The sequence below is a fragment of the Croceicoccus gelatinilyticus genome, assembly GCF_018398395.1.
GTDB lineage: Bacteria > Pseudomonadota > Alphaproteobacteria > Sphingomonadales > Sphingomonadaceae > Croceicoccus > Croceicoccus gelatinilyticus.
The window spans coordinates 22,817-44,025 of sequence record NZ_JAHCBF010000012.1 but is presented as its reverse complement, the minus strand read 5'-3'; the positions used below and the strand labels follow the sequence as shown (position 1 = coordinate 44,025).

The following is a 21,209-nucleotide window of genomic DNA, read 5'->3' as shown; positions in this document are numbered from 1 at the left end:
CCAATTTAGGCTGGTAAAAATGTCTTCGCAAATCATTGCTTACATTAGCGGATCGCCGACCAAGGCCGGTTGCCTAGGTGACGAATTCGCGCTTCAAGGGTCGTATGGAAATACTGGACAATATAAGTTCGCTCTTTGGCGACGATCTGCAATCAGAGCTTGGAAACAAGCAGGCAATCAAAATTGCGGCTGCCTCATTTTCTATTCATGCATTTGCTTCGCTCGAGCAGCAGCTGCAAAACGTCGAGAGTTTCGATTTTATTTTTACCGGACCGTCATTCGCCACTGATCACGGACCAGGAAAGAGCCAGCATCGAGAGTTTATCATTCCACCGGTGATGAACCGTCGAGACCTTGCCGGTACGCCGTTTGAGATTCGACTTCGAAACAAGATGACGACCCGTGCTTTGGCGCGTCAATGCGCCGACTGGATACGCGCAAAAGGTAGTTTCAAATCTAATCCCAAGGATCCAATACCCTCATTCCTTTGCGCAACCGGAGACACGTCGAGCGCTGTTTACACCGGCCTTCACGGCTTTACGACCGCCGACTTGGGTTACCAGCCTGGCAACCTGACCATGATAAACAAGATCACAGATGATCCTGCAGTCTCACGCTACGTTAGTCTCTTTGACCAACTCTGGCAGCAGCCTGATCGACTGCAAGACGTGAGCGATGCGCTCTGTAAGCAGCTCGAACAGGTCTATGCTGAGAACTCGCCTGCCCGCATTTATCACCTGATGCTCTCGATTATCTTCCGGACGTTTCTGGAGGACATTAACGAGGACCTGTTGCCGAATGATCGGACAGGGTTCCGGGAAACGAAAGTCTGGAACACGCTGTACAAGTTCCAGCAGGATGCCGCGCTCGGCCTGATCAACAAGCTAGAGACTTTCAACGGTTGCATTCTGGCGGACAGCGTTGGCCTTGGCAAAACCTTCACCGCGCTTGCGGTAATCAAATATTACGAGCTGCGAAACAAATCGGTCCTAGTTCTCTGTCCTAAGAAGCTCGCGGACAACTGGCATACCTATAATAAAAACTTAACCACCAACATCCTCGCCGAGGATCGGCTGAACTACGACGTTCTTGCGCATACGGACCTGTTGCGTTCGAGCGGGCATTCGATGGGCATGCCGCTCGATCAGGTGAATTGGGGTAATTACGATCTCATCGTCATCGACGAGTCACACAACTTCCGGAACGATGACGCGACCCTGGCGCAGGGCGAGGCGGAGACGCGTTACCGGGCTTTGTTGAACAAGGTCATCCGGGCGGGAGTACAGACCAAGGTGCTAATGTTGTCGGCCACGCCGGTGAACAACCGGTTTGCTGACCTAAAGAACCAACTCGCACTCGCATATGAGGGCGACAGCAAGGCGTTTGCGGAGAAGCTTGGCACCAACCAGACGATCGAGGAGATTTTTCGGCAGGCCCAGCGTGCTTTCAACGAATGGGAGGAACTCCCGCTCGATGAGCGCACCCCCGCTGCCATTCTTGATCGGCTCGATTTTGCCTTCTTTGACCTGCTCGACAGCGTGACGATCGCGCGGTCGCGGCGGCACATCACGACCTATTATGACACCGAGGAAATCGGCGGCTTTCCGGAGCGGTTGAAGCCAGCGACGTTCAGGCCCGCGCTCACGGACAGGCCTGATGTCCCGACCTTCAACGACATTTATGACGAGCTAAGCAAGCTCAACCTCGCGGTCTACGCGCCGCTGACTTACGTCCAGCCGAGCCGAAAAGACAAGTACTCGCAATACGACACCGCGACCGAAACCAACGTCCTCAAAGGCACCGACCGCGAGAGCTCGATCAAGGCGCTGATGCGTGTCAACCTGCTCAAGCGGCTGGAGAGTTCGGTTGAAGCTTTCCGGCTCACTCTATCCCGCCTTTCTGCCACGCATCACGCAACCCTCAAAGCCATCGCCCAATTCGAGCGTGGAGGCGGTTCAGCCTACGCCTATGAAATTGAACGCCCCGATGATGAAGATGACGTGCCAACCGAACTCGAACGCGGTCAGGTTCGCGTCGCGCTCGAGGACATGGACCTGCTCTCCTACCGCCACGATCTCGAAGGCGATGTTGCGCTGATCGACGGACTGCTCGCAGAAATGGAGCGGGTTGAGCCCGAGCATGACGAGAAGCTCCAGCATCTGATCGACTTCATCCAGCGCAAGCGCACGGATCCGATCAACGAGGGCAATGGAAAGCTGCTCATCTTCACCGCCTTCGCCGATACCGCAGAGTATCTCTACGATCAGATCGCTGGCTTTATTGCGGCGAAGGACGGGCGGCACTCTGCCCTAGTCACCGGCTCCGGCGGGCCAAAGACAACGCTCGGTCACGGCTTCGACTTCAACGCCGTGCTCGCGCTCTTCTCGCCGGTTTCCAAAAAGAAGGCGCAGATCGAACGCCTCAAGAGCGAAACCCGCGAGATCGACATCATGATCGCCACTGATTGCATTTCCGAAGGTCAGAACCTTCAGGACTGCGACATGGTGGTGAATTACGACATTCACTGGAACCCGGTCCGGATCATCCAGCGCTTCGGCCGCGTCGACCGTATCGGCAGCAAGAATGCGTGCATCCAGCTCGTCAGCTACTGGCCTGATATCGAGCTCGACGACTACATCAATCTCAAGGACCGCGTCGAAGGCCGCATGGTCATCGCTGACCTCACCGCGACAGGCGACGATAACCCGCTCACTGCGCGCGAGAACGATGTCGAATATCGCCGCGAGCAGCTTCGCAAGATGCAGGAAGAAGTCGTCGATCTGGAGGACCTGCGGCAGGGCGTCGGCATCACCGACCTGGGCCTCAACGACTTCCGCATGGATCTGGTCAGCTGGGTGCGCGACAATGGCAGCCTCGATGATGCGCCGCTTGGCATGCACGCCATCGTTCCGGCTGGCCCCAAGCTGCCCCCCGGCGTCATCTTCTGCCTGCGCAATTTGGATGCGGAGGCGGAGCTGAAACAGCATAACCGACTGCATCCCTTCTACCTCGTCTATGTGAAGGAAAACGGCGAGGCAGTTGTCCGCCACACCGATCCCAAGCACGCGCTCGACATGCTCAGGGCCGCAGCGCGCAACCGGACGGAGCCCGATCCTGCACTCTACGAACCCTTCAACCGAGAGACCGAAGACGGCCGGCGGATGGAGAAATATTCGGATCTGCTTTCCGATGCGATCCGCTCTATGATCGAGGAGAAGCAGGGGCGCGATATCGACAGCCTGTTTGCCAGCGGGCCGACCACCGCGCTGATCGGCGAGGTGGCTGGTATCGATGACTTTGAATTGATCGCCTTCCTCGTGGTGCGCGACACCACTGCATGAGCACGCTGTTCGCCTGGCCTGCTGCGGCAAAGGTGGAGAACCGCATTCCGCGCGACCGTCTGTTTCGGCAGGCGGGCGGGGGCAAGGCGATCCGCGCACTTTATGACGCGCAGGTGCAGCGGATCGACTGGGCGTTCAAACTGTTCGAGCGCAGCGTGAATTTGCCAGCAGCGGGCGGTGTGGACGAGGTGGAGGTGTTCCATCTCACCCTGCGCGGCGACAAGATCGACGACCGCGTGCTCGCCCATATCGACAAGGCTATTCCGCATCCGATTATCTTCGAACTGGTGCGCCATGCGCCCGATGGGGACGAGGTGATGCTCGCAGCCGCCTACAAACGGCGCAGCGATGCGGATAAGGCGCAAACCGTAACACTGGAACACTGGCGCGGCGCATGGTTGGCCGAAACGCAAGCCCGCGCGCCTTTGCCTCAGGCAGCAAGTCTGGAGGGGCTCTATGCCGGGCTGCTCCGTTCGCTCTGGCCGCATGGCGCGCGCGGGGGAGAGAGCTTACGCGCGCAGGCAGAACGCTTGAGCAAAATCGCCACACAGGGCAAAGCTGTCGAACGGCTGCAATTGCAATTGCGCCGCGAGGGGGACTTTGCCCGCAAGACCGAGATCAACCGTGAATTGCGCGCCGCCCAGGCCGCGCTGAAAGAATTGACCGTACCAAAATGACAGAAGCGCTATGACCATCGAAAAGCTCGACGCCTCCACCCCCGACCTGACCCGACAGAATATTGAGCGGCTGCTCGAGCTGTTTCCCGAATGCCGGACGGAAGGATCGCGCGAGGATGCGCCCTCGGTCGATTTTGATCTGCTGCGCCAAGCTCTGTCCGATTATCTGGTCGAAGGCCCGGCGGAACGGTACCGGCTCGATTGGCCGGGCAAGCGGCAAGCGCTGCTTACCGCCAACACCCCCATCGACAAGACCCTGCGCCCGATGCGCGAAGAAAGCGTGGACTTCGACACAACGCGCAACCTGTTCATCGAAGGCGACAATCTCGATGCGCTGAAGCTGTTGCAGGAGACCTATCTCGGCAAGGTCAAGATGATCTACATCGACCCGCCGTATAACACGGGCAATGACTTCGTCTACAAGGACAGTTTTACTCAAAGCCGTGATGATTACGAAGAGCTAAGTGGTCAGCGTAATAACTCTTCGGGGCGGCTTGTAGCTAACCCTGAGAGCAATGGGCGTTTCCACTCCGATTGGCTCAGCATGATGTATCCTAGGCTGAAGCTAGCAAAGAACCTTCTGCGCGAAGATGGCATGATCTTCATCAGTATCGATGACTTCGAATTGAAGAATCTGAAAACTGTCTGCGATGAAATTTTTGGTGATGCGAATTTCACTGAATGTTTCGTCTGGAAGAAGAGCTATGGTGGAGGTCCAAAGGAAAAATATGCCGTCACGCAGCACGAGTATATTCTGCTTTATGCCAAGAACATTGAGCGCCTCCCCACATTCTCGCTCCCTTACGATCCTGCAAAAGTAGAAAGATACTACAAGGGACGTGACGAGAAATTTGAAGTTCGAGGTCCTTTTCGTCTCAAGCCGCTCGAAGCGACTAAGAGCATGGATGACCGCCCGAATCTCTCCTACGATGTCGAATTGGATAACGGCGAAATCATAAGCCCAAAGCGACAGTGGATCTGGTCGAAGGAGCGACTTACGACCGGTCTGGAAAATAACGATGTGATTGTCGCAGGCAAGCAAGGTCAAAAAACCCTCAATTACAAGCAGTATCTTCGAGATGAAAACGGGGTCGAAAGGGGCGAAAAGCCCTTCAGCGTAATCGATGGCATTTACACCCAACACGGCACAGAGGACCTTTCATCCTGTTTCGATGGAAAGGTGTTGCTGCAATTCCCCAAACCCATCGAACTGCTTGAAACTTTTATATCGCTCGCATTGGACCCGCGCGATCGACCATTGGTCATGGACTTTTTCGCAGGTAGCGGGACGACAGCTCACGCAGCGTTTAGCTTGGCCTCAAAGCGCCCCACCAATCTTTCTTGGATCGCAGTTCAGCTTCCCGAAGAAGTCGATGAAGACCATGTCGCACGGGGGTACGGCATAAAGAACGTTGCCGAAATCTCGCGCGAACGTATCCGTCGCGCTGGGGCAAAGATCTTAAGCGACCATGCTGATCTCGTTGGGAAACTTGACACTGGGTTTCGGACGCTTCGCATCGACAGCGGCAATTTCGTCGACACCAGCGTCACCCCCAAGGAAGCCACGCAGGAAGCGCTTCTAGGCATGGTCAGCCATATCAAGGACGACCGCAGCGAAGAGGACTTGCTGTTCGGCTCGCTGTTACGCTGGGGCGTCGATATCACCCTGCCAATCGAGCAGCGCGATCTGGCCGGGCGCACTGTCTGGCTGGTCGATGCGCCGGAAGACGGCAGCGGCAGAGGCGCGGCGCTGATCGCATGCTTTGCCAAACCAAACAGCAGCGGGAAGGGCGGGATCGATACCGAACTGGCCGACGCCATGGCCGCGCTTGCCCCCTTGCGCGTCCTCTTCCGCGACGATGGCTTTGCCGACGATGCGACCAAGGAAAACGTCCACAGCCGTTTCAAGCAACTCGCGCCCGATACGCAGGTCCGGGTGCTCTGAGCGCATGACCAAGCAGATATTCAAGCCGCTCGATTACCAGGCCAAGGCCGCGCAGGCCGTAGTCGATTGCTTTGCCGGGCAGCCGCGCATCGAAGGCGTCAGCTACCAGTTGGACCCCGGCAAAGACGCCGCCGCCCAGTCCACCATGTTTGAAGAAGGGCTGCGCAATGCGCCGCTCAAGCTTTCCGACGCAGACTTGCTCGGCAATATCCGCGCCGTGCAGATGGCGCAGCATCTTCCGCCTTCTGGCGAGCTGGCGACGAGCAAGGCCGCGCCGGTCAATCTCGACGTCGAGATGGAGACCGGCACCGGCAAGACATATGTCTATATCGACACCATGTACCGGCTCTATGCCGAGTATGGCTGGTCGAAATTCATCATCATCGTGCCGAGTATCGCGATCAGGGAGGGCGTGAAGAAGACGCTGGAGGATACCGAGGGCTGGTTCCACTCGCTCTACGGCCAAAAGATCCGACACTTCGTTTACAACAGCGGCCAGCTCAACAAGCTCACCTCGTTCAGCGAGGATGGCGGGCTGCACTGCATGATCATCAACACGCAGGCCTTCACCGCCGATGTTCGCGCCGGCGATACCGGGCGCGGTGCGGGGCGGATCATCTTCGACACGCCCGACAGTTTCCAGAGCCGCCGCCCGATCGATGTGATCGCGGGCAATCGCCCGATCCTGATCCTCGACGAACCGCAGCGGATGGAAGGCGCGAAGACGCAGGCTGCGATGACGCATTTCCAGTCGCCGCTGGCGCTGCGCTTTTCAGCGACGCACAAGACCCGCTACAACCTCGTCCATCGGCTCGACGCGCTCGACGCCTACAACCGCAAGCTGGTGAAGAAGATCCAGGTGAAGGGGGTGACGACTAAGGGCTTGCCGGGGCTCGATGGCTACCTCTACCTTTCGAACTTCCGCACCTTCACCGACGGGCGCAAGCCCGAGGCGCGGGTGATGATCGAGCACGGCCTCAAAGGCGGGCAGGTTAAGCGCAAGCCGGTGTGGCTGCGCGATGGCGACAAGCTGGAGGAGAAGTCTGGCGGGCTGTCCGAATATGCGGGCTACACCGTCTCCAACATCGACGTGACGCAGCGGACCGTCGAGTTCACCAATGGCGAGGTGCTGGAGGAAGGCCGCGTCACCGGCGACACCAGCGAGAACGCCGTGCGCCGCGTGCAAATCCGCGAGACGATCCGCGCCCACTTCGAACGCGAGCGGTTGCTGCACGCGCGCGGGATCAAGGTGCTGTCGCTGTTCTTCATCGACGAGGTGGCGAAGTACCGCCTCTATGACGAGGGCGGTGAGAAGCAGAACGGTCTCTACGCGCAGATGTTCGAGGAAGAATACCAGCGCGCGCTCGACGAGCTGAAGGAGCTCGACACCACCGATCAGGCGTGGCTGACCTACGTAAAGCGCGACCAGCCCCACGAGGTGCATGACGGCTATTTCTCGATCGACAAGAAGGGCCGCATGGTTGACCCGTCGGTCAACAAGACGGGGGACGAGAAGCGGGAGTCAAAGGACGAGTCTTCCTACGATCTGATCCTGAAGAACAAGGGTCGCTTGCTCTCACTCGATGAACCGAAGCGTTTCATTTTCTCGCACTCAGCCTTGCGCGAAGGGTGGGACAATCCGAACGTCTTCACGATCTGTACGCTGAAGCAGTCCGACCATGAAATTGGCAAGCGACAGGAGGTTGGTCGCGGCCTGCGCATCAGCGTCGATGCGCATGGCCACCGCACCGACGACAAGAGTGTGGTGCACCAGATCAACGTCCTCACCGTCATTGCATCCGAGAGCTATGACGACTTCGCCAAGGCGCTCCAGGACGAGATGGCCGACGCGCTCAAGGGACGGCAGCGTGAAGCAACGGCGGCGTATTTCCAGACCCTTTCGATCACGACACCAGCGGGTCCCCAAGAGGTGACGCAGGCCGAAGCATCAGAGCTTGAATACTGGCTGATCGGCGAGCGCTATATCGATCCTGCCCGGCACATTACAGCGAAGTGGCATGAGAGCCGAGACACCATTGCAGAGGCCGTTTCCGCGGGTGCATCGGGCAAAATCGAAGAAGCATCGACCGAAGCCCAGGCCGTATGGGCGAGCTTCCCCTACACCCTGCAGGAGCAGGCTGCCGAATATGTGGCTTTGGTCGATACCGTATTCGACGAAACCGCCCTTCGCCGGATGACAGGCAATGGCCGCAAAACGGTTATGCCCGAAGTGCGTCGGAAGAATCTGGAGAAAGAAGCGTTCCTGGAGCTCTGGAACCGGATCAACCAGAAGGCGGTCTATTTCACTGACTTTGATACCGACAAATTGATCGCGAGCGCCATAGCGCGTCTGGACAGTGACCTGACCGTTGACCGCCAACGGATCATCGTAACAGGCGCTGAGCTAGGTACCGGCATTGGGGTAGAGGATGTTCGCAGCCGCTCCGCATTCCGCGAAGAACGATCGCGTTCGGAGTACCACGAGGACGCGGTTGAAAGCGAAGTTCGCTTCGACTTGATCGGCCAGCTCGCATCGCTAACGCGGCTAACCCGGCAGACCACAGGGCGCATTCTCACCGGCATCAATGCAAACACCTTTGCGATGTTCGGACAGAACCCGGAGATGTTCCTGCGCAAGGCTGCTGAGCTGATCCGTCGCCAGAAGGTGGCCTTGGCTATCGAGTCCTTGCGTTATGAGAAGACGGGGCAGACCTACGACGTTTCGATCTTCGAGACCGACCGATACGAGATACCGTTGGAAGGCGCGCTCGAGGCGTCGAACCACGTCTACAATTACGTAGCGGTCGACTCCAAGAACGAGCGGAACTTCGCGCAGGAGTTGGAGGCGGCTGAGGAGGTGATCGTCTACGCTAAGCTGCCTCGTGGTTTCATGATCCCAACGCCGGGAGGAAGCTATAACCCTGACTGGGCGATCGCATTGGAATTCGCTGGAGAGCGGCAAATCTACTTCGTTGCCGAAACCAAGGCTGACACCAGTACCGAGCAATTGAGATTGGCTGAGCTTCAAAGCACTGGCAGCGCCGAGAGGTATTTCCGCGATGTCTCGCCAGAGGTTCAATTCAAGAAGATCGAAGGATATGACGAGCTGCTAGAGGCTATTGGCTAGGCGAAATTTATCGCCACTATTGCCTCTCCGAGCCTTGCTCACGCCCCGTCAGAAAAATTGTCAAAAGTAGCTCCAAAAACAACGCTTAAAGTAACTGGTCACCGCGCGAAGGTATGGAAAACTGAGCACACCGTACCCGGAGATCCGGTGTTTGAGAGGCGAGGATTTCTGCGGGTTTCGCCGTATTTTCGGCATCTGTCGCCAAGTAATGTTATCTGATGTCACTCCGCGATCCGCAACTCACATGTGAGTTGCTCGCCGCTAAGTTATTAATTTGAAATCTTAAAATAGCGTTTTCCTACAGGGTGGACGCTGCCGTAGACTGATGTCAGTCGAGAGGGGTCATTGGGCCGAGGAGGGGCGGCCAAACGTCAGGTGACGCCGTGCGATTTGCCCTTCAATGCTATGTCGACGAAGACCTTCATGCGCTTGTTAAAGCCGCTGCTGATGCAGCGCATATGAGCGTCAGCCAGTGGCTGAAACTCACAGTCATCGAGGCTCTCGAGCAGCCCCAGGACGATGCGTTCCGAGATCAGGTTCTGGCCGATCTGCTCTTCACCAAGATCGCCCTTGATGGGTGGCTTCGCACGCACAAGGATAAGGAACTGCGGGACCGCGTGGTGGTCGCTTACCAACGACGCATTCGCGAATATCGCGAGCGCAAGGCAGCCAGGCGTGCGGGGCGCTGAGCGATGCTTTCGGTTGCCAATGTGCGTTCGGCTGGCGGTGCAACCAACTACTTCGCCAACGACAATTACTACACCAAGGCGGACGCTGATCGATCCGGGATCTGGGTCGGTGAAGGCGCCGAACGCTTAGGTCTTTCGGGCACGGTCGACGCCAAGGCGTTCGAGGCAATACTGCGCGGGGAACTGCCCACTGGCGAACGGATCGGGCACCAGGGACAGTACCATCGGCCGGGGACAGACCTAACCTTTTCACTGCCAAAGAGCTGGTCGCTTTTGGCGCTCGTCGGCAAGGATCAGCGGGTCATTGACGCGTACCGTTCAGCAGTCGTCGAAACGCTCCAATGGGCAGAGAAGAATGCGGCCCAGTATCGTACCGAGAAGGGTGGCAAAGAACGGCTGCATGCGAGCGATAACCTGACCGTTGCCCTGTTCCAGCACGACACCAACCGTAACCAGGAACCGAACCTGCACTTCCACGCTGTGGTCGCCAACCTGACGCAGGACAAGGATGGCAAGTGGAGGGCGCTGCGCAACGACAAGCTGTGGCGGCACAACACGCTGCTCAATGCCATGACAATGGCGCGATTCCGGATCGAGGTCGAGAAGCTTGGCTACCGGATCGGCGCATTCGGAAAGCACGGCAACTTCGAGGCCAAGGGTATAGACCGTGACGCGGTGATGGCCTTCTCGACCCGGCGTCAGGAGGTGCTCGAAGCCCGACGCGGCGGCGGGCTCGAGGCTGGTCTGGTGGCGACGCTGGCGACCCGGCAGGCCAAGCAAAGCGATGTGGATCGCGGTTCCTTGATGGACAAATGGGAGGGGCAGGCCTGGGATCAGAGGCTCGACCTTGAAGGCATGGTGCGCGATGCCAAGCTGCGTTCGCACGAGCTGGCTGTAGCGGCAACGAAGCGGGCAAATGATCGCCCCACAATGCTTGAACGGGGCAAGGCGATGATCGCCAGCGTCGCCGAGCGGATGGGCATCAAAGAAGGCGATCCGCTCATTCCCAAGCGGCTTTATATGAAGGGCCGGGAAGAGATTGCGACGGCCCACGCGGTTGCATCGGCGGTGCGGCATTTGTCCGAACGAGAGGCCGCCTTTACGGCAACTGATCTTGCCAAGGCTGCGCTCGATTTTGGGCTGCCGACAACGATGAAGTCCGTCGAAAAGCGCATTGGGAAACTTGCCCAGCAGGGCGCGCTGTTGCGCGGGCGTGGCGCGCAGAAAGGGTGGCTGACGACATCCAATGCATTGACGCTGGAGACCCGCATGCTGACGGAAATCGCGAAAGGCAACGGCGCAGTCCGTCCGATCCTCGATGCCGAGACCGCCGGGCCATATCTGCAAGCGTCGGCGGCTATTAACTACGGCATGAAATTGAATGCCGGTCAGGAAGCGGCGGGTCGGTTGATCCTCTCGTCAACCAATCGCGTAGTTGCCGTCCAGGGTGTGGCAGGGGCCGGCAAATCAAGCGTGCTGCGGCCAATGAACCAGCTGCTGGAAGAGCACGGCAAGAGCGTGATCGGCCTCGGGGTCCAGAACACACTGGTCCGCATGCTGGAAAAGGATACCGGCATTCCGTCGATGACCTTGCACCGCTTTCTCGGGCAGAATCGTAAGCTGCTTGATGGCTCGGCGGGCAAAGCGGAAATGGCCACCGCGCGCGAGGAATTTCGCGACACCGTCCTCGTTCTTGATGAAGCCTCAATGGTCTCTACCCGAGACCAGGACCGCCTGATCCGGCTTGCCAATCTGCTGAAGGTCGATCGCCTTGTGCTCATGGGCGACGAAAAGCAGTTAGGGGCTGTCGAAGCGGGCAAGCCCTTTGCTCTGGCGCAGCGCGCAGGGACCGAAACGGCGCGCATGGACCACAATCTTCGCGCGCGCTCCGATACCCTGAAGAAAGCTCAGCAAGCAGCGCAGTCGGGCAAAACCAGCGATGCACTCGATCATCTCGAGGATCACATCGTCGAGGTCCAGGAGGACAGCGCAATCGTTGCGGCGGAACGCTGGCTTTCCCTTCCGCCAGCAGAGCGCGAACGCACGTCGATCTTCGCTGCAGGGCGTCGTTTGCGCGCTGAGATCAACACCGCTGTTCAAACCGGGCTTGCCGCCAATGGCGAAATCGGAACAGCGAGCGCAAGGCTTGCAGTTCTATCCCGTGTAAACGCGACCCGCGAGGAATTGCGCTACGCGCGCAACTATCAACCGGAAATGGTGCTCGAAGTGGCGAGCCGTCAATCGCGGCATGATCTCGGACGAGGAAGCCATGAGGTCGCCGCCGTCGATACCGAAAAGGGTGTTCTTACGCTTCGCGATGAGCGAGGGCACTTGCGCCGCTTCGTGCCAGCGAGGTTGTCTGCGAAAGGCAGCGACCAAGCCTTGCAGCTGTTCGAGAAGAAGGAACTCGATCTGTACACCGGAGACGCAATCCGCTGGACGGCGAGCGACCATAAACGCGGATTGATAAATGCAGACCGGGCAACAGTTACCGCGATCGATCAGGACGGGGTGACGGTCACGAGCTCCAGCGGCATGGAGCATAAGCTGAAGCCGAACGATCCGATGCTGAAGCGGATCGACCTCGCCTACGCGCTCAACGCTCACATGGCGCAGGGCCTCACGGCAGATAAGGGCATCGCCGTACTCGATAGCCGCGAGCGGCGACTGCTCTCGCAGCGCAATTTCCTCGTCATGATCACACGTCTGCGAGACGAGCTCACGCTGATTGTCGACAACCGGGACAAGGTTCGGCAAGGGATTGCGACCAATCTGGGCAAGAAGACATCAGCCGCTGAAATTACTGAGAGACTTGGCCTAGCGGCAGCCAAGGGACAGCGCGCAGGTCAGATCCAAGCGGCCAACCAGGAACCGCAGGTTGAACGAGAAAAGGCACCTGAGCTGACCAAGGAGCGGATCAAGCCGTTCGAGATTGGCTTGTAGCGAAAGGACATGAAAGGGTCCGACAGGAGACTGTCTGGTTCCGGTGGTCGGGTAGTTGAAAGTGGTCATTTGGCCATCGGTCTGACACCGCACCAGCGTTTCACCTTATGTCTCCAAAATTTCTTATTACTACATAAGCCAGCATCCGCTAAACAGCGAAAAAATCATGTGAACCGGGGGGTAATGAAAAATCCGATCGAAGCAGTGCGTAGGCGTCATGCCTTGGCGGGGAGGGCATGTGCCTTCCTGACAACGGGAGCGCTTGTCACCGGGGCAGGCGCTCTTGCGGGTTCGCTGTCGTTTTTCATTACGGACCCGTTCACTCTCAGCATGGGTGGCGCTGCGCTTGCGCTAGGTTCGGCGGGCGGTGCCGCCGCACTCGTCCGGCGCAAAGCTGAAAGTCGCATGGAGCGATTTGGGGTAGCCGAGCTTGTCGTGCAAAAGTTGCTCCATGCCAGCTCCTCGGCAGAGATACTGGATCTGCGTGCCGATCTCGATGCGCAGGCGATAGACGAACCCGCCGTGGTCTATTTGCTGAGCCTGCGCGATCGCGAAATCTCGAAACACCTCTCTAGCGTCAAGGACCGCGAAGTGCGGCTCGAACGCGAGGCTGCGGTCAGGCATCTTTGCGCACAGGCGGGAGGCAGACTGAACAAGCAGATCGAGGCGCTGCGCGAGGACGATCCCTTCCTGCGTGCGAAACGGACCTTGCGCAATGCGATCCGATCCATCGGCGAACAGAAAACGGCAGCGCAAAGGCAGATAGACGAGGCCATAGAGAAGAGCTTCCTTAAATGGCGCAAGCAGTGGTCGCGTCCGGACTTTGCCGAAGTCGACGTGAAGATCGCAGAGCTCGAAGACGCCTTGCGCACGCTTGAACAGTCACCGCAATTCCGGCAGGCCGATCAACGTTTCGCAGAGCTTGCCGTTCTGGTCGAGAGGCGGGTGCGAGACGTCGAAACCATTGCGCTGACCGCCATCCCGCAGTCGCGCGAAGAAGCTTTCGATAGCGACTGGGTAGTCAGGAACGCCCTCTATGTTTCGGCGCTGTCCGTGCCGGTGTCGGCTTGGGGTGATTTGTCGCAAACGTCCGACATCTTCGCGACCCTGCGCGATGTGAATGGCAATTACGAAGGCATGAGCGATGCGGACATCTGGCTCGACACGCTGATGATGCCTGGCGAGCAATTGGCTGGATTGGTTGCCTTAACGAAGGGCGCCTATTTTGAAGAGCTTGTCCAAGCAGACTTCGGCGGGGTTCGCTTCGAGCATTTCAACCACCCGGACACGGACATCGTGATCGACGGGATCGAATACCAGATTAAGGCGACCGACAGCGCCAGCTATATCGACAGCGTGGCGGACCATATCCCGACCATCGTTACCTCGGAAAAAGCGGAAATTACGGGCTCGATCGACGGGGGCTACACTAACGAAGCTCTAACCGATGGCGTCGAACTGGCCCTCGGCGGACCGATCATCGATTTCAGCGATACCGCACTGGATGCGGTGTTTGCAGGCCTCGGATTCATCAGCATCGTCGGGCTGGTCAAAGGCATTGCGCGCGGTTCAAGAATCTATCGGGAAACGGGCGATGCGGTTGAGGGACTGGCAAGTGGCGTGGGCGTTACGTTCGAGGAATCGGTCTGGGCCGTCATCAACTCTGTCGAGCTTGTTACCCGCGGCGCGCTGGCCGTCGGGACATCAAAGCCCGCGCGCTATCTGGGCGGGAAACTAGGTAGCGCGTGGAGAGCGGCAAAGCGCAGATATGCCGGCGAGTGGGAAGACGGGGATGGGTTGGGAACGCGGCAGCCCAGCGATCAATCGGCCCGCTGAACCACAGTGCAGTCAGCGACTTCATGCCGCTGTGCCGTGTTGGAATTTCGCGGCGAGACTGCGAGCATGTTCGATTGTCTCGCCGACCACAGCTGACCGCTTTCGGGAGACGGAAGGAAGCCCTCTGATGGCGGATACGAGGGCGCAAAGCCGTCGTGCCCACCAGAGCGCTTCTTTATCTTCCAAGGCAGAAATCTGACCACTCGCGCATCAGCTCTCGCCGCTTGTCCAGATAGTTGGTACGCCGATAGGCGGCCTCCACTTTGTTGCTGACTGTATGGGCTAGTGCCGCTTCCGCCACCTCGCCGGGATAGCTGGTCTTCTCTGCTGCCCAATCTCGGAACGCAGATCGAAAGCCGTGAACGGTGAAGGGCAGCTTGGCGTAACGCAGGATCTTGAGCAGCGTCATGTCGGACATCGGGCGCAAGACGTTGCGACCGGGGAAGACCAGATCGCTGCATTCAGCGTAGTAAGGTCTGGCACGTTCCAGCACGTCGATTGCGGCCTCGGTCAGCGGGACCACATGTTCCTTGCCGACCTTCATCCGCTCCGCGGGGACAGTCCAGAGTTTTGCGTCCAGATTGATCTCCGCCGATTTAGCACCCCGCACTTCGCCCGATCGAGAGGCAGTCAGGATAAGGAACTCAAGTCCGAGCCGTGCGAGACTCGTTCGCTTGTGCAGATGCTTCAAAAAAGTTGGGACATCCTCATAGGGCATCGCAGCGAAATGGCCGTCCTGCTTGGGCTGCCGTGGCAGCGCACGACTCAGCGAGCGCATCGGCGCTTCGGTCGCGCGCATTCCGTTTGCGTAGGCCCAATCGAGCACAACGCCGATCCGTTGCTTTACGCGGCGAGCTGTCTCTGGCTTTTCCAGCCAGATGTCGAGGAGCACTTCTCGGATGAGTGGGCCCTCGATGTCATTTACGAGCCGGTCGCCGAGCTTGGGAAAAGCATAGGTTTCGAGTGTATTGATCCACTGATCCTGATGCTTCCCGTTTTTCCAGGCCGCCTTTTGCTCGGAGTGGACCTTCTCGGCAGCGGCCTTGAACGTGAGGATTTCGATTTTCTGGCGCTTGCGCTCTTCGATCGGATCAATGCCTCGCTGAATATCGCGGCGCATGTCGATCGCGAGTTCGCGGGCTTCAGCCAACGTAACTAAGTCTAGTGGCCCTAGGCCGATGTCCCTTCGGCGCCCGTTTATGGTCGCGCGCAGCACCCAATACCCCTTTTTTGGGGCGGTGAGCAGCAGCGATAGGCCATCGCCATCCATGTAGCGGCCCGGTTTAGTGAGAGCTCGAATCTGAGCAGCGGAAAGTTTTCTCATAGCCATCCATCCTGGTTCTCTTCCCACATCTGCTCCCACAATGGTGGGTAGAAAGTGTGGGAAGGGTTAGAACAAAATAAGAACTAGAGATTCCGATGCAAGTCCGGAAAACCGCAGAATTCTGCGGCCTTCAGGGACTTTCTGGGATCTCTTGGGATGGTATAGGTGGCGGAGACGGAGGGATTCGAACCCTCGATACCCCGATAGAGGTATGGCTCCTTAGCAGGGAGCTGGTTTCAGCCACTCACCCACGTCTCCGCATGCGCTGATTGGGGCCTTGGCCCCGGCGCTGAAGCGCGGCCTATAGCGGGGGCAATCGGGGCCATCAAGGGGCGTATCGCATTTGGTGAAATTCATCGGCGATCCGGCGACCTGCGGACTCGATTCACCGCACATTCGATTCGATTCACCGCCCATTCATTGCCCGAAGCCTTTCAGTGGATTCAAGCCAAGGCCCGAAGGGGCATATCTTGCCGCGCGCCCGATGGCCGTAACGCGGCACGCGGCAAGAACAAACGGACAGGGAAAGACCATGACGCGCATCTCCAAATCCACTCGCGGTTTCGGCTGGGCCGTCGCGCTTGCGGCCATGGCGGGCCTTTCCGCCCATCCGGCGAGCGCGCAGATGCAGACGATCGATCCCGATACCGCCATCGACGGCGATCTTGCTGGGGGCGCAAGTGCCGCCCCTGTTCCCGGCTCTGCCGAAAGCGCGGAACTGCCGCCCGTAAGCGGCGATCCCTATGCCAGCGCTTATGGTGCCGAGGCTCCGGCAGCGACCGACAGTTATCCCGTCAATCCCAGTGATCCGTACGAGGAGCCGGTTGCCCCCGGCCCGTCGCCTGTGCCGAGCCAGTATCCGGCCACACCCGCACAGCCCACAGCGCCGGTACAGACGGCTGAAAACAGCCAGACTTATCAGGAAGACGACCTGATCGGCGCGGCCGAAGGCGTGTTCGGCAAGGGCGCCGAAGGGCTTGCCGGCCTGATCCGCGACATTCTGAAAAAGCAGGGCCAGCCCAACGCCTATATCGTCGGGCGCGAGGCGGGCGGCGCGATCGGTATCGGCGTGCGTTACGGTTCGGGCACGCTGCATCACAAGGTCGAGGGCGAGCGCAAGGTCTACTGGACCGGCCCGTCGATCGGTTTTGATGCCGGCGCCAATGCCGGTTCGACTTTCGTGCTGGTCTACAACCTGTGGGATTCGCAGGAGCTGTACGAGCGTTACCCCGCCGGTGAAGGTCAGGCCTATCTCGTCGGCGGTTTCAACGCGAGCTACATGCGCAAGGGCGATGTCGTGCTGATCCCGATCCGCGTCGGCGCGGGCCTGCGGCTTGGAGTCAACGCGGGCTACATGAAGTTCTCGGAAAAGCAGCGCTGGCTGCCGTTCTGATAGCGCCCGCCGCTACGTTTTCCTGCCAATAGCACCAGTAAGACCTCTCCGGGGCTTGCCCCCGCGCGCCTGCGTGGGCATGGAGCGCGCGCCGCGACTCCTTTAATGGAGCGACGCGCGGCGCGATCACAGCAGGACGACACACGATGCTCGCTAACCTTCCCGCCCAGCCCGCCGATGCGCTGCTCGCGCTGATCAAGCTCTATGCCGCCGACGAGCGTTCGGACAAGATCGACCTTGGCGTCGGCGTGTACCGCACCGACGAGGGCGCGACCCCGGTCTTCGGCGCGATCAAGGGTGCGGAGAAGAAACTGCTCGAGACGCAGGATTCCAAGGCCTACCTCGGCCCCGAAGGCGACATGGGCTTCGTCGATGCATTGAAGCCGTTCATCTTCGGCGAAGGCTTTGCCAAGATCGACCAGATCGACGGGATGCAGACCCCGGGCGGCACCGGCGGCGTGCGCCTTGCCGTCGGCCTTGCGAAGAAGGCGGGCATCCAGCGCGTCATCATGGGCACGCCCAGCTGGCCCAACCACGCGCAGATCATGAAGGATCTCGACCTCGACACCGTGGGCTTCAACCACGCGGCGGGCGGCGTTGTCGATATGGACGCGCTGAAGGCGGCGATTGCCGCAGCTGGCCCGAACGATGCGATCCTGCTGCACGGCTGCTGCCACAACCCGACCGGCATCGATTACACCGATGCGCAGTGGGAAGAGATCGCCGCACTGCTGAAGGACAAGGGCCTGCTGCCGATCCTCGATCTTGCCTATCAGGGCCTTGGCTACGGGATGGAGGAAGACGCACAGGGCGTTCGCATCGTGATGAACGCGGTGCCCGAGGCGCTGCTGGCCTATTCGTGCGACAAGAACTTCGGCCTCTATCGTGATCGTGTCGGCGCGGTTTACGTCATGGCCGACAAGGACGCGATGCCCGCGATCATGTCGAACGGCGCGTCGCTCGCCCGTGCGAACTGGTCGATGCCGCCCGATCACGGCGCGGCTGCGGTTCGCGTGATCCTCGAGGACGAGGCGCTGACGGCGCAGTGGCTGGACGAGCTTGACCAGATGCGCACCCGCATGCGCCAGGTCCGCGACAAGCTGGCCGCCGCCGGCACAGCGGGCAGCGTCGACATGACGCCTTACGGCACGCAGAACGGCCTCTTCGCGATGCTTCCGCTGTCGAAGGAGCAGATCCAGTCGCTGCGTGACGATCACGCGATCTATATGGCGGGTTCGGGCCGCATCAACGTGGCGGGCCTGACGATGGGCAACATCGACAAGTTCATCGCCGCAGTGGCCGAAGTCAGCGCCTGAGACCGGCAGGCAGGCATGGACCGGCAGCCGACATTAAGCGGCGCGCTGGTCCGCCTGCGGCCTCTGCAGGAAACGGACCGCGGTGCGCTTTTCGCCATCGCGTCCGATCCGCTGGTCTGGGCGCAGCATCCGGCGCACGATCGCTGGAAGCCCGACGTCTTTTCCGAGTTCTTCGATGACGCGCTCGCCAGGGGCGGGGCGCTTGCCGTCCACGATGCGCGGACGGGCGCGCTGATCGGGTCTTCGCGCTTTCAGAGCCATGACGAAGCAGGCGGCGGCTCGGTCGAGATCGGCTGGACCTTCCTGTCGCGCGACTATTGGCGCACCGGCGCGAACCGCGAGATGAAGCGGCTGATGCTGGACCATGCATTCCAGAGCGTGGCCTGCGTGTTCTTCAGCGTCGGCGAGGAAAACCACCGGTCGCGCCGCGCCATGGCCGGCATCGGCGCGCAGCCAACCGGCGAAGTCGACGTGCGCGATACGCCGACCGGCGTGGTACGGATCATGCGTTACGAGATCAGGCGTCCGTAATTAAGCCGTGCCGCGCAGGTCGTTCATCCGCTTGAGGTAACGGGCAAGCACGTCGATCTCCAGATTGACGGCAGTGCCCTGCTTCAGACCGCCCAGCGTCGTCACTTCGGCGGTGTGCGGGATGATGTTGAGCGAGAAGCGCGCCGATCCGTCGGCAAGGTCCTCGACCGCGTTCACCGTCAGCGAAACGCCGTCGACGGTGATCGAACCCTTGGTGGCGATATAGGCCGCGATGGCGGCAGGCGCGTCGATTTCGATGTGTAGCGATCCGCCGCGTTCTTCCAGCACGGCGACGCGGCCCACGGCATCGACGTGGCCGGTGACGATATGCCCGCCCAGTTCGTCACCAAGCTTCAGCGCGGGTTCGAGGTTCACCGTCGCCCCGTCGGTCCACTGCTGCGGCGCGGTCTTGCTGATCGTCTCGTCCGAAACGTCGACCGCGAACCAGGCATCGCCTGCCTGCCCGCCACGCTCCACGACCGTCAGGCACACGCCCGAACAGGCGATCGATGCGCCGATGGCGATCTTTGCCGGATCGAACGGGCAAGCGATGGTGAGGCGCGTGTCGCCGGTACGGGCGACGGACGTGACGGTGCCGAGGGCAGTGACGATTCCGGTGAACATGACGCCCTGCTAGCGGGTGCGGGCGTAGACTTCCAGCGTGTCGGTGCCGAGCGTGCGCCGGTCCACCTGCCGCCAGCGGCCATGGGCATCGGAGAGCGAGCCGAGCCCGATGTCCGCAACCCCCGCTCGGCCCCCGCCGACCACGATCGGCGCGCGATAGACCAGCAGGCGATCGACCGCATCGGCGGCAAGGAAAGCGGCGGCGGTATGCGCCCCGCCTTCGACAAAAAGATACTGCGCAGGGGCAAGCGCCGACAGGTCCGCCGGATCGCGCAGCGCCTGCCACCCGTCGGGCGCATCGCCGCGCGTCAGCACCCAGCGGTCGGGGCTGCGCGCCTCAAGCCCGGGCAGCCGTACGTCGAGGCGCGGATTGTCCGCGCGCAGCGTACCGCCCCCGACAAGGATGGCGTCATGCCGCGCCCGTTCGAGATGGGTGTGCGCCCTTGCGGCGGTTCCGGTGATCCACTGGCTCTCCCCACTAGCCAGTGCGATGCAGCCGTCGAGCGAGAGCGCGAGTTTCAGCGTCACGAAAGGCCGGCCCAGCGCCGAGCGCGTCAGGTATCCGGCCAGCGATGCGGCGCATCCCTCATGCTCCACCTCGACCACGGTAATACCGGCACCGCGCAGCATGGCATTGCCGCTGCCTGCCGTGCGCGGGTCGGGGTCGTTCGCGCCGACGACGACTTTGGCGACGCCCGCACCCGCCAGCAAGCCCGCGCAGCATGGGCCGCGCGCGCTGTCATGGGCACAAGGTTCCAGCGTGACATAGGCCGTCGCGCCTTTCGCCATGGCGCCAGCGGCGGCCAGCGCCATCGCCTCGGCATGGGGGCGACCGCCCGGCTGGGTCCAGCCGCGCGCGATCACGCGGTCGTCCTTTACAAGGATACAACCAACGGCAGGATTGGGGCGGGAAAGCGGGCGGCCACGCTCGGCAAGGCACGCGGCGGCGGACAGCCAGCGCAAGTCGCCGCCAGAAGCCCGCGCCTTGCTCAATTCTGGCGGGCCTCGATTTCGGCAAGCGCGCGCTGGCGGGCTTCTTCCTCGGCCTTGGCTTGCGCGGCGCGTTCGGCCTCGCCCTCGGCGCGGGCGGCCTCTACGTCGATGCCCGATGCGCGCCCGATCGCTTCGTAGATTTCGCGCTTTTCGGCTTCCAACTGCTCGCGCTCTGCCCTCAGGCGGTCCTGCTCTTCCTGGTTCGCGATGTTCGAGGCCATGATCTCCTCGTCCGTGCGGGTTTCGTCGAGCGTGGAGATCCACGTGATTTCCGGCGCGCGCGGTTCGATGCGGTGTTCTTCCTGGAACATGATCGAGAAGATCGAAACCGTTGCCACCAGGGCGACCAGCGCGACGCGCCAGCGGTACGGGTTCTCCTGCATCCAGACTTCCTTGAAGTCGCGGATGGCGCGCACCGGGTTGAACAGCGAAAAGAAACGGGAAAAGGCAGATGTCTGGGCCATTGCGGG

Annotated in this window: 14 protein-coding genes and 1 tRNA gene; 9 read left to right on the top strand and 6 right to left on the bottom strand. The window is 60.3% G+C overall.

Going from position 1 to position 21,209, the window contains the following annotated elements:
• Positions 1 to 104 precede the first annotated feature (104 nt).
• Genes KIH45_RS17240 through KIH45_RS17225 form a run of 4 tightly spaced genes read left to right on the top strand, consistent with a single transcriptional unit; the run spans position 105 to position 9,090 of the window.
• Entirely contained in the window at positions 105 to 3,341 is a 3,237-nt protein-coding gene (locus KIH45_RS17240; RefSeq protein ID WP_225900020.1) for a helicase-related protein, read from the top strand.
• Positions 3,338 to 4,018, top strand: coding sequence for a DUF4391 domain-containing protein (locus KIH45_RS17235; protein ID WP_213177237.1), 681 nt, complete (start codon positions 3,338 to 3,340; stop codon positions 4,016 to 4,018). Before KIH45_RS17240 ends, KIH45_RS17235 begins: the two co-directional genes overlap by 4 nt.
• A 10-nt stretch (positions 4,019 to 4,028) precedes the next feature.
• Positions 4,029 to 5,963 (top strand): site-specific DNA-methyltransferase, encoded by a 1,935-nt coding sequence (locus KIH45_RS17230; RefSeq protein ID WP_213177236.1) that lies wholly within the window; start codon positions 4,029 to 4,031, stop codon positions 5,961 to 5,963.
• Between the two features lie 4 nt (positions 5,964 to 5,967).
• Positions 5,968 to 9,090 (top strand): restriction endonuclease, encoded by a 3,123-nt coding sequence (locus KIH45_RS17225; RefSeq protein ID WP_213177235.1) that lies wholly within the window; start codon positions 5,968 to 5,970, stop codon positions 9,088 to 9,090.
• A 371-nt stretch (positions 9,091 to 9,461) separates the two neighbouring features.
• Here KIH45_RS17225 and KIH45_RS17220 read toward each other — a convergent pair whose 3' ends face one another.
• The gene (locus tag KIH45_RS17220) at positions 9,462 to 9,725 is read right to left on the bottom strand and encodes a hypothetical protein (protein ID WP_213177234.1); all 264 of its coding nucleotides are present in this window, start codon (positions 9,723 to 9,725) and stop codon (positions 9,462 to 9,464) included.
• A 57-nt stretch (positions 9,726 to 9,782) separates the two neighbouring features.
• Here KIH45_RS17220 and mobF point away from each other — a divergent pair, with 57 nt between their 5' ends.
• Positions 9,783 to 12,722 carry a MobF family relaxase gene (gene mobF / locus KIH45_RS17215; RefSeq protein ID WP_213177233.1) on the top strand — a complete coding sequence of 980 codons (2,940 nt, stop codon included), beginning with the start codon at positions 9,783 to 9,785 and terminating at the stop codon, positions 12,720 to 12,722.
• Between the two features lie 69 nt (positions 12,723 to 12,791).
• Positions 12,792 to 14,558 (top strand): AAA family ATPase, encoded by a 1,767-nt coding sequence (locus KIH45_RS17210; RefSeq protein WP_213177232.1) that lies wholly within the window; start codon positions 12,792 to 12,794, stop codon positions 14,556 to 14,558.
• A gap of 175 nt (positions 14,559 to 14,733) precedes the next feature.
• Here the strand turns inward: KIH45_RS17210 and KIH45_RS17205 are convergent, their stop codons facing one another.
• Both KIH45_RS17205 and KIH45_RS17200 read right to left on the bottom strand, forming a co-directional pair.
• Complete coding sequence (locus tag KIH45_RS17205; RefSeq protein WP_213177231.1) at positions 14,734 to 15,882, bottom strand: tyrosine-type recombinase/integrase; 1,149 nt, start codon at positions 15,880 to 15,882, stop codon at positions 14,734 to 14,736.
• 166 nt (positions 15,883 to 16,048) lie between these two features.
• Positions 16,049 to 16,140, bottom strand: a tRNA-Ser gene (locus KIH45_RS17200).
• Between the two features lie 274 nt (positions 16,141 to 16,414).
• Here KIH45_RS17200 and KIH45_RS17195 point away from each other — a divergent pair.
• From KIH45_RS17195 to KIH45_RS17185, 3 genes are all read left to right on the top strand, one after another.
• The gene (locus tag KIH45_RS17195) at positions 16,415 to 17,275 is read left to right on the top strand and encodes a DUF1134 domain-containing protein (RefSeq protein ID WP_213177230.1); all 861 of its coding nucleotides are present in this window, start codon (positions 16,415 to 16,417) and stop codon (positions 17,273 to 17,275) included.
• A gap of 146 nt (positions 17,276 to 17,421) precedes the next feature.
• On the top strand, positions 17,422 to 18,591 hold the full coding sequence (locus KIH45_RS17190) for an amino acid aminotransferase (RefSeq protein ID WP_213177229.1): 1,170 nt from the start codon (positions 17,422 to 17,424) through the stop codon (positions 18,589 to 18,591).
• Positions 18,592 to 18,606: 15 nt separating this feature from the next.
• Positions 18,607 to 19,122, top strand: a complete 516-nt coding sequence (locus KIH45_RS17185) for a GNAT family N-acetyltransferase (RefSeq protein ID WP_213177228.1) — start codon at positions 18,607 to 18,609, stop codon at positions 19,120 to 19,122.
• On the opposite strand, the gene KIH45_RS17180 is transcribed toward KIH45_RS17185, so the two are convergent.
• The 3 genes from KIH45_RS17180 to KIH45_RS17170 are packed head-to-tail and all read right to left on the bottom strand — an operon-like array spanning position 19,123 to position 21,203.
• Entirely contained in the window at positions 19,123 to 19,746 is a 624-nt protein-coding gene (locus KIH45_RS17180) for a riboflavin synthase (RefSeq protein WP_213177227.1), read from the bottom strand.
• Positions 19,747 to 19,755: 9 nt separating this feature from the next.
• On the bottom strand, positions 19,756 to 20,739 hold the full coding sequence (ribD, locus tag KIH45_RS17175; RefSeq protein WP_213177226.1) for a bifunctional diaminohydroxyphosphoribosylaminopyrimidine deaminase/5-amino-6-(5-phosphoribosylamino)uracil reductase RibD: 984 nt from the start codon (positions 20,737 to 20,739) through the stop codon (positions 19,756 to 19,758).
• Entirely contained in the window at positions 20,736 to 21,203 is a 468-nt protein-coding gene (locus tag KIH45_RS17170) for a hypothetical protein (protein WP_213177225.1), read from the bottom strand. The genes ribD and KIH45_RS17170 overlap by 4 nt, the downstream gene beginning before the upstream one ends.
• Positions 21,204 to 21,209 lie beyond the last annotated feature (6 nt).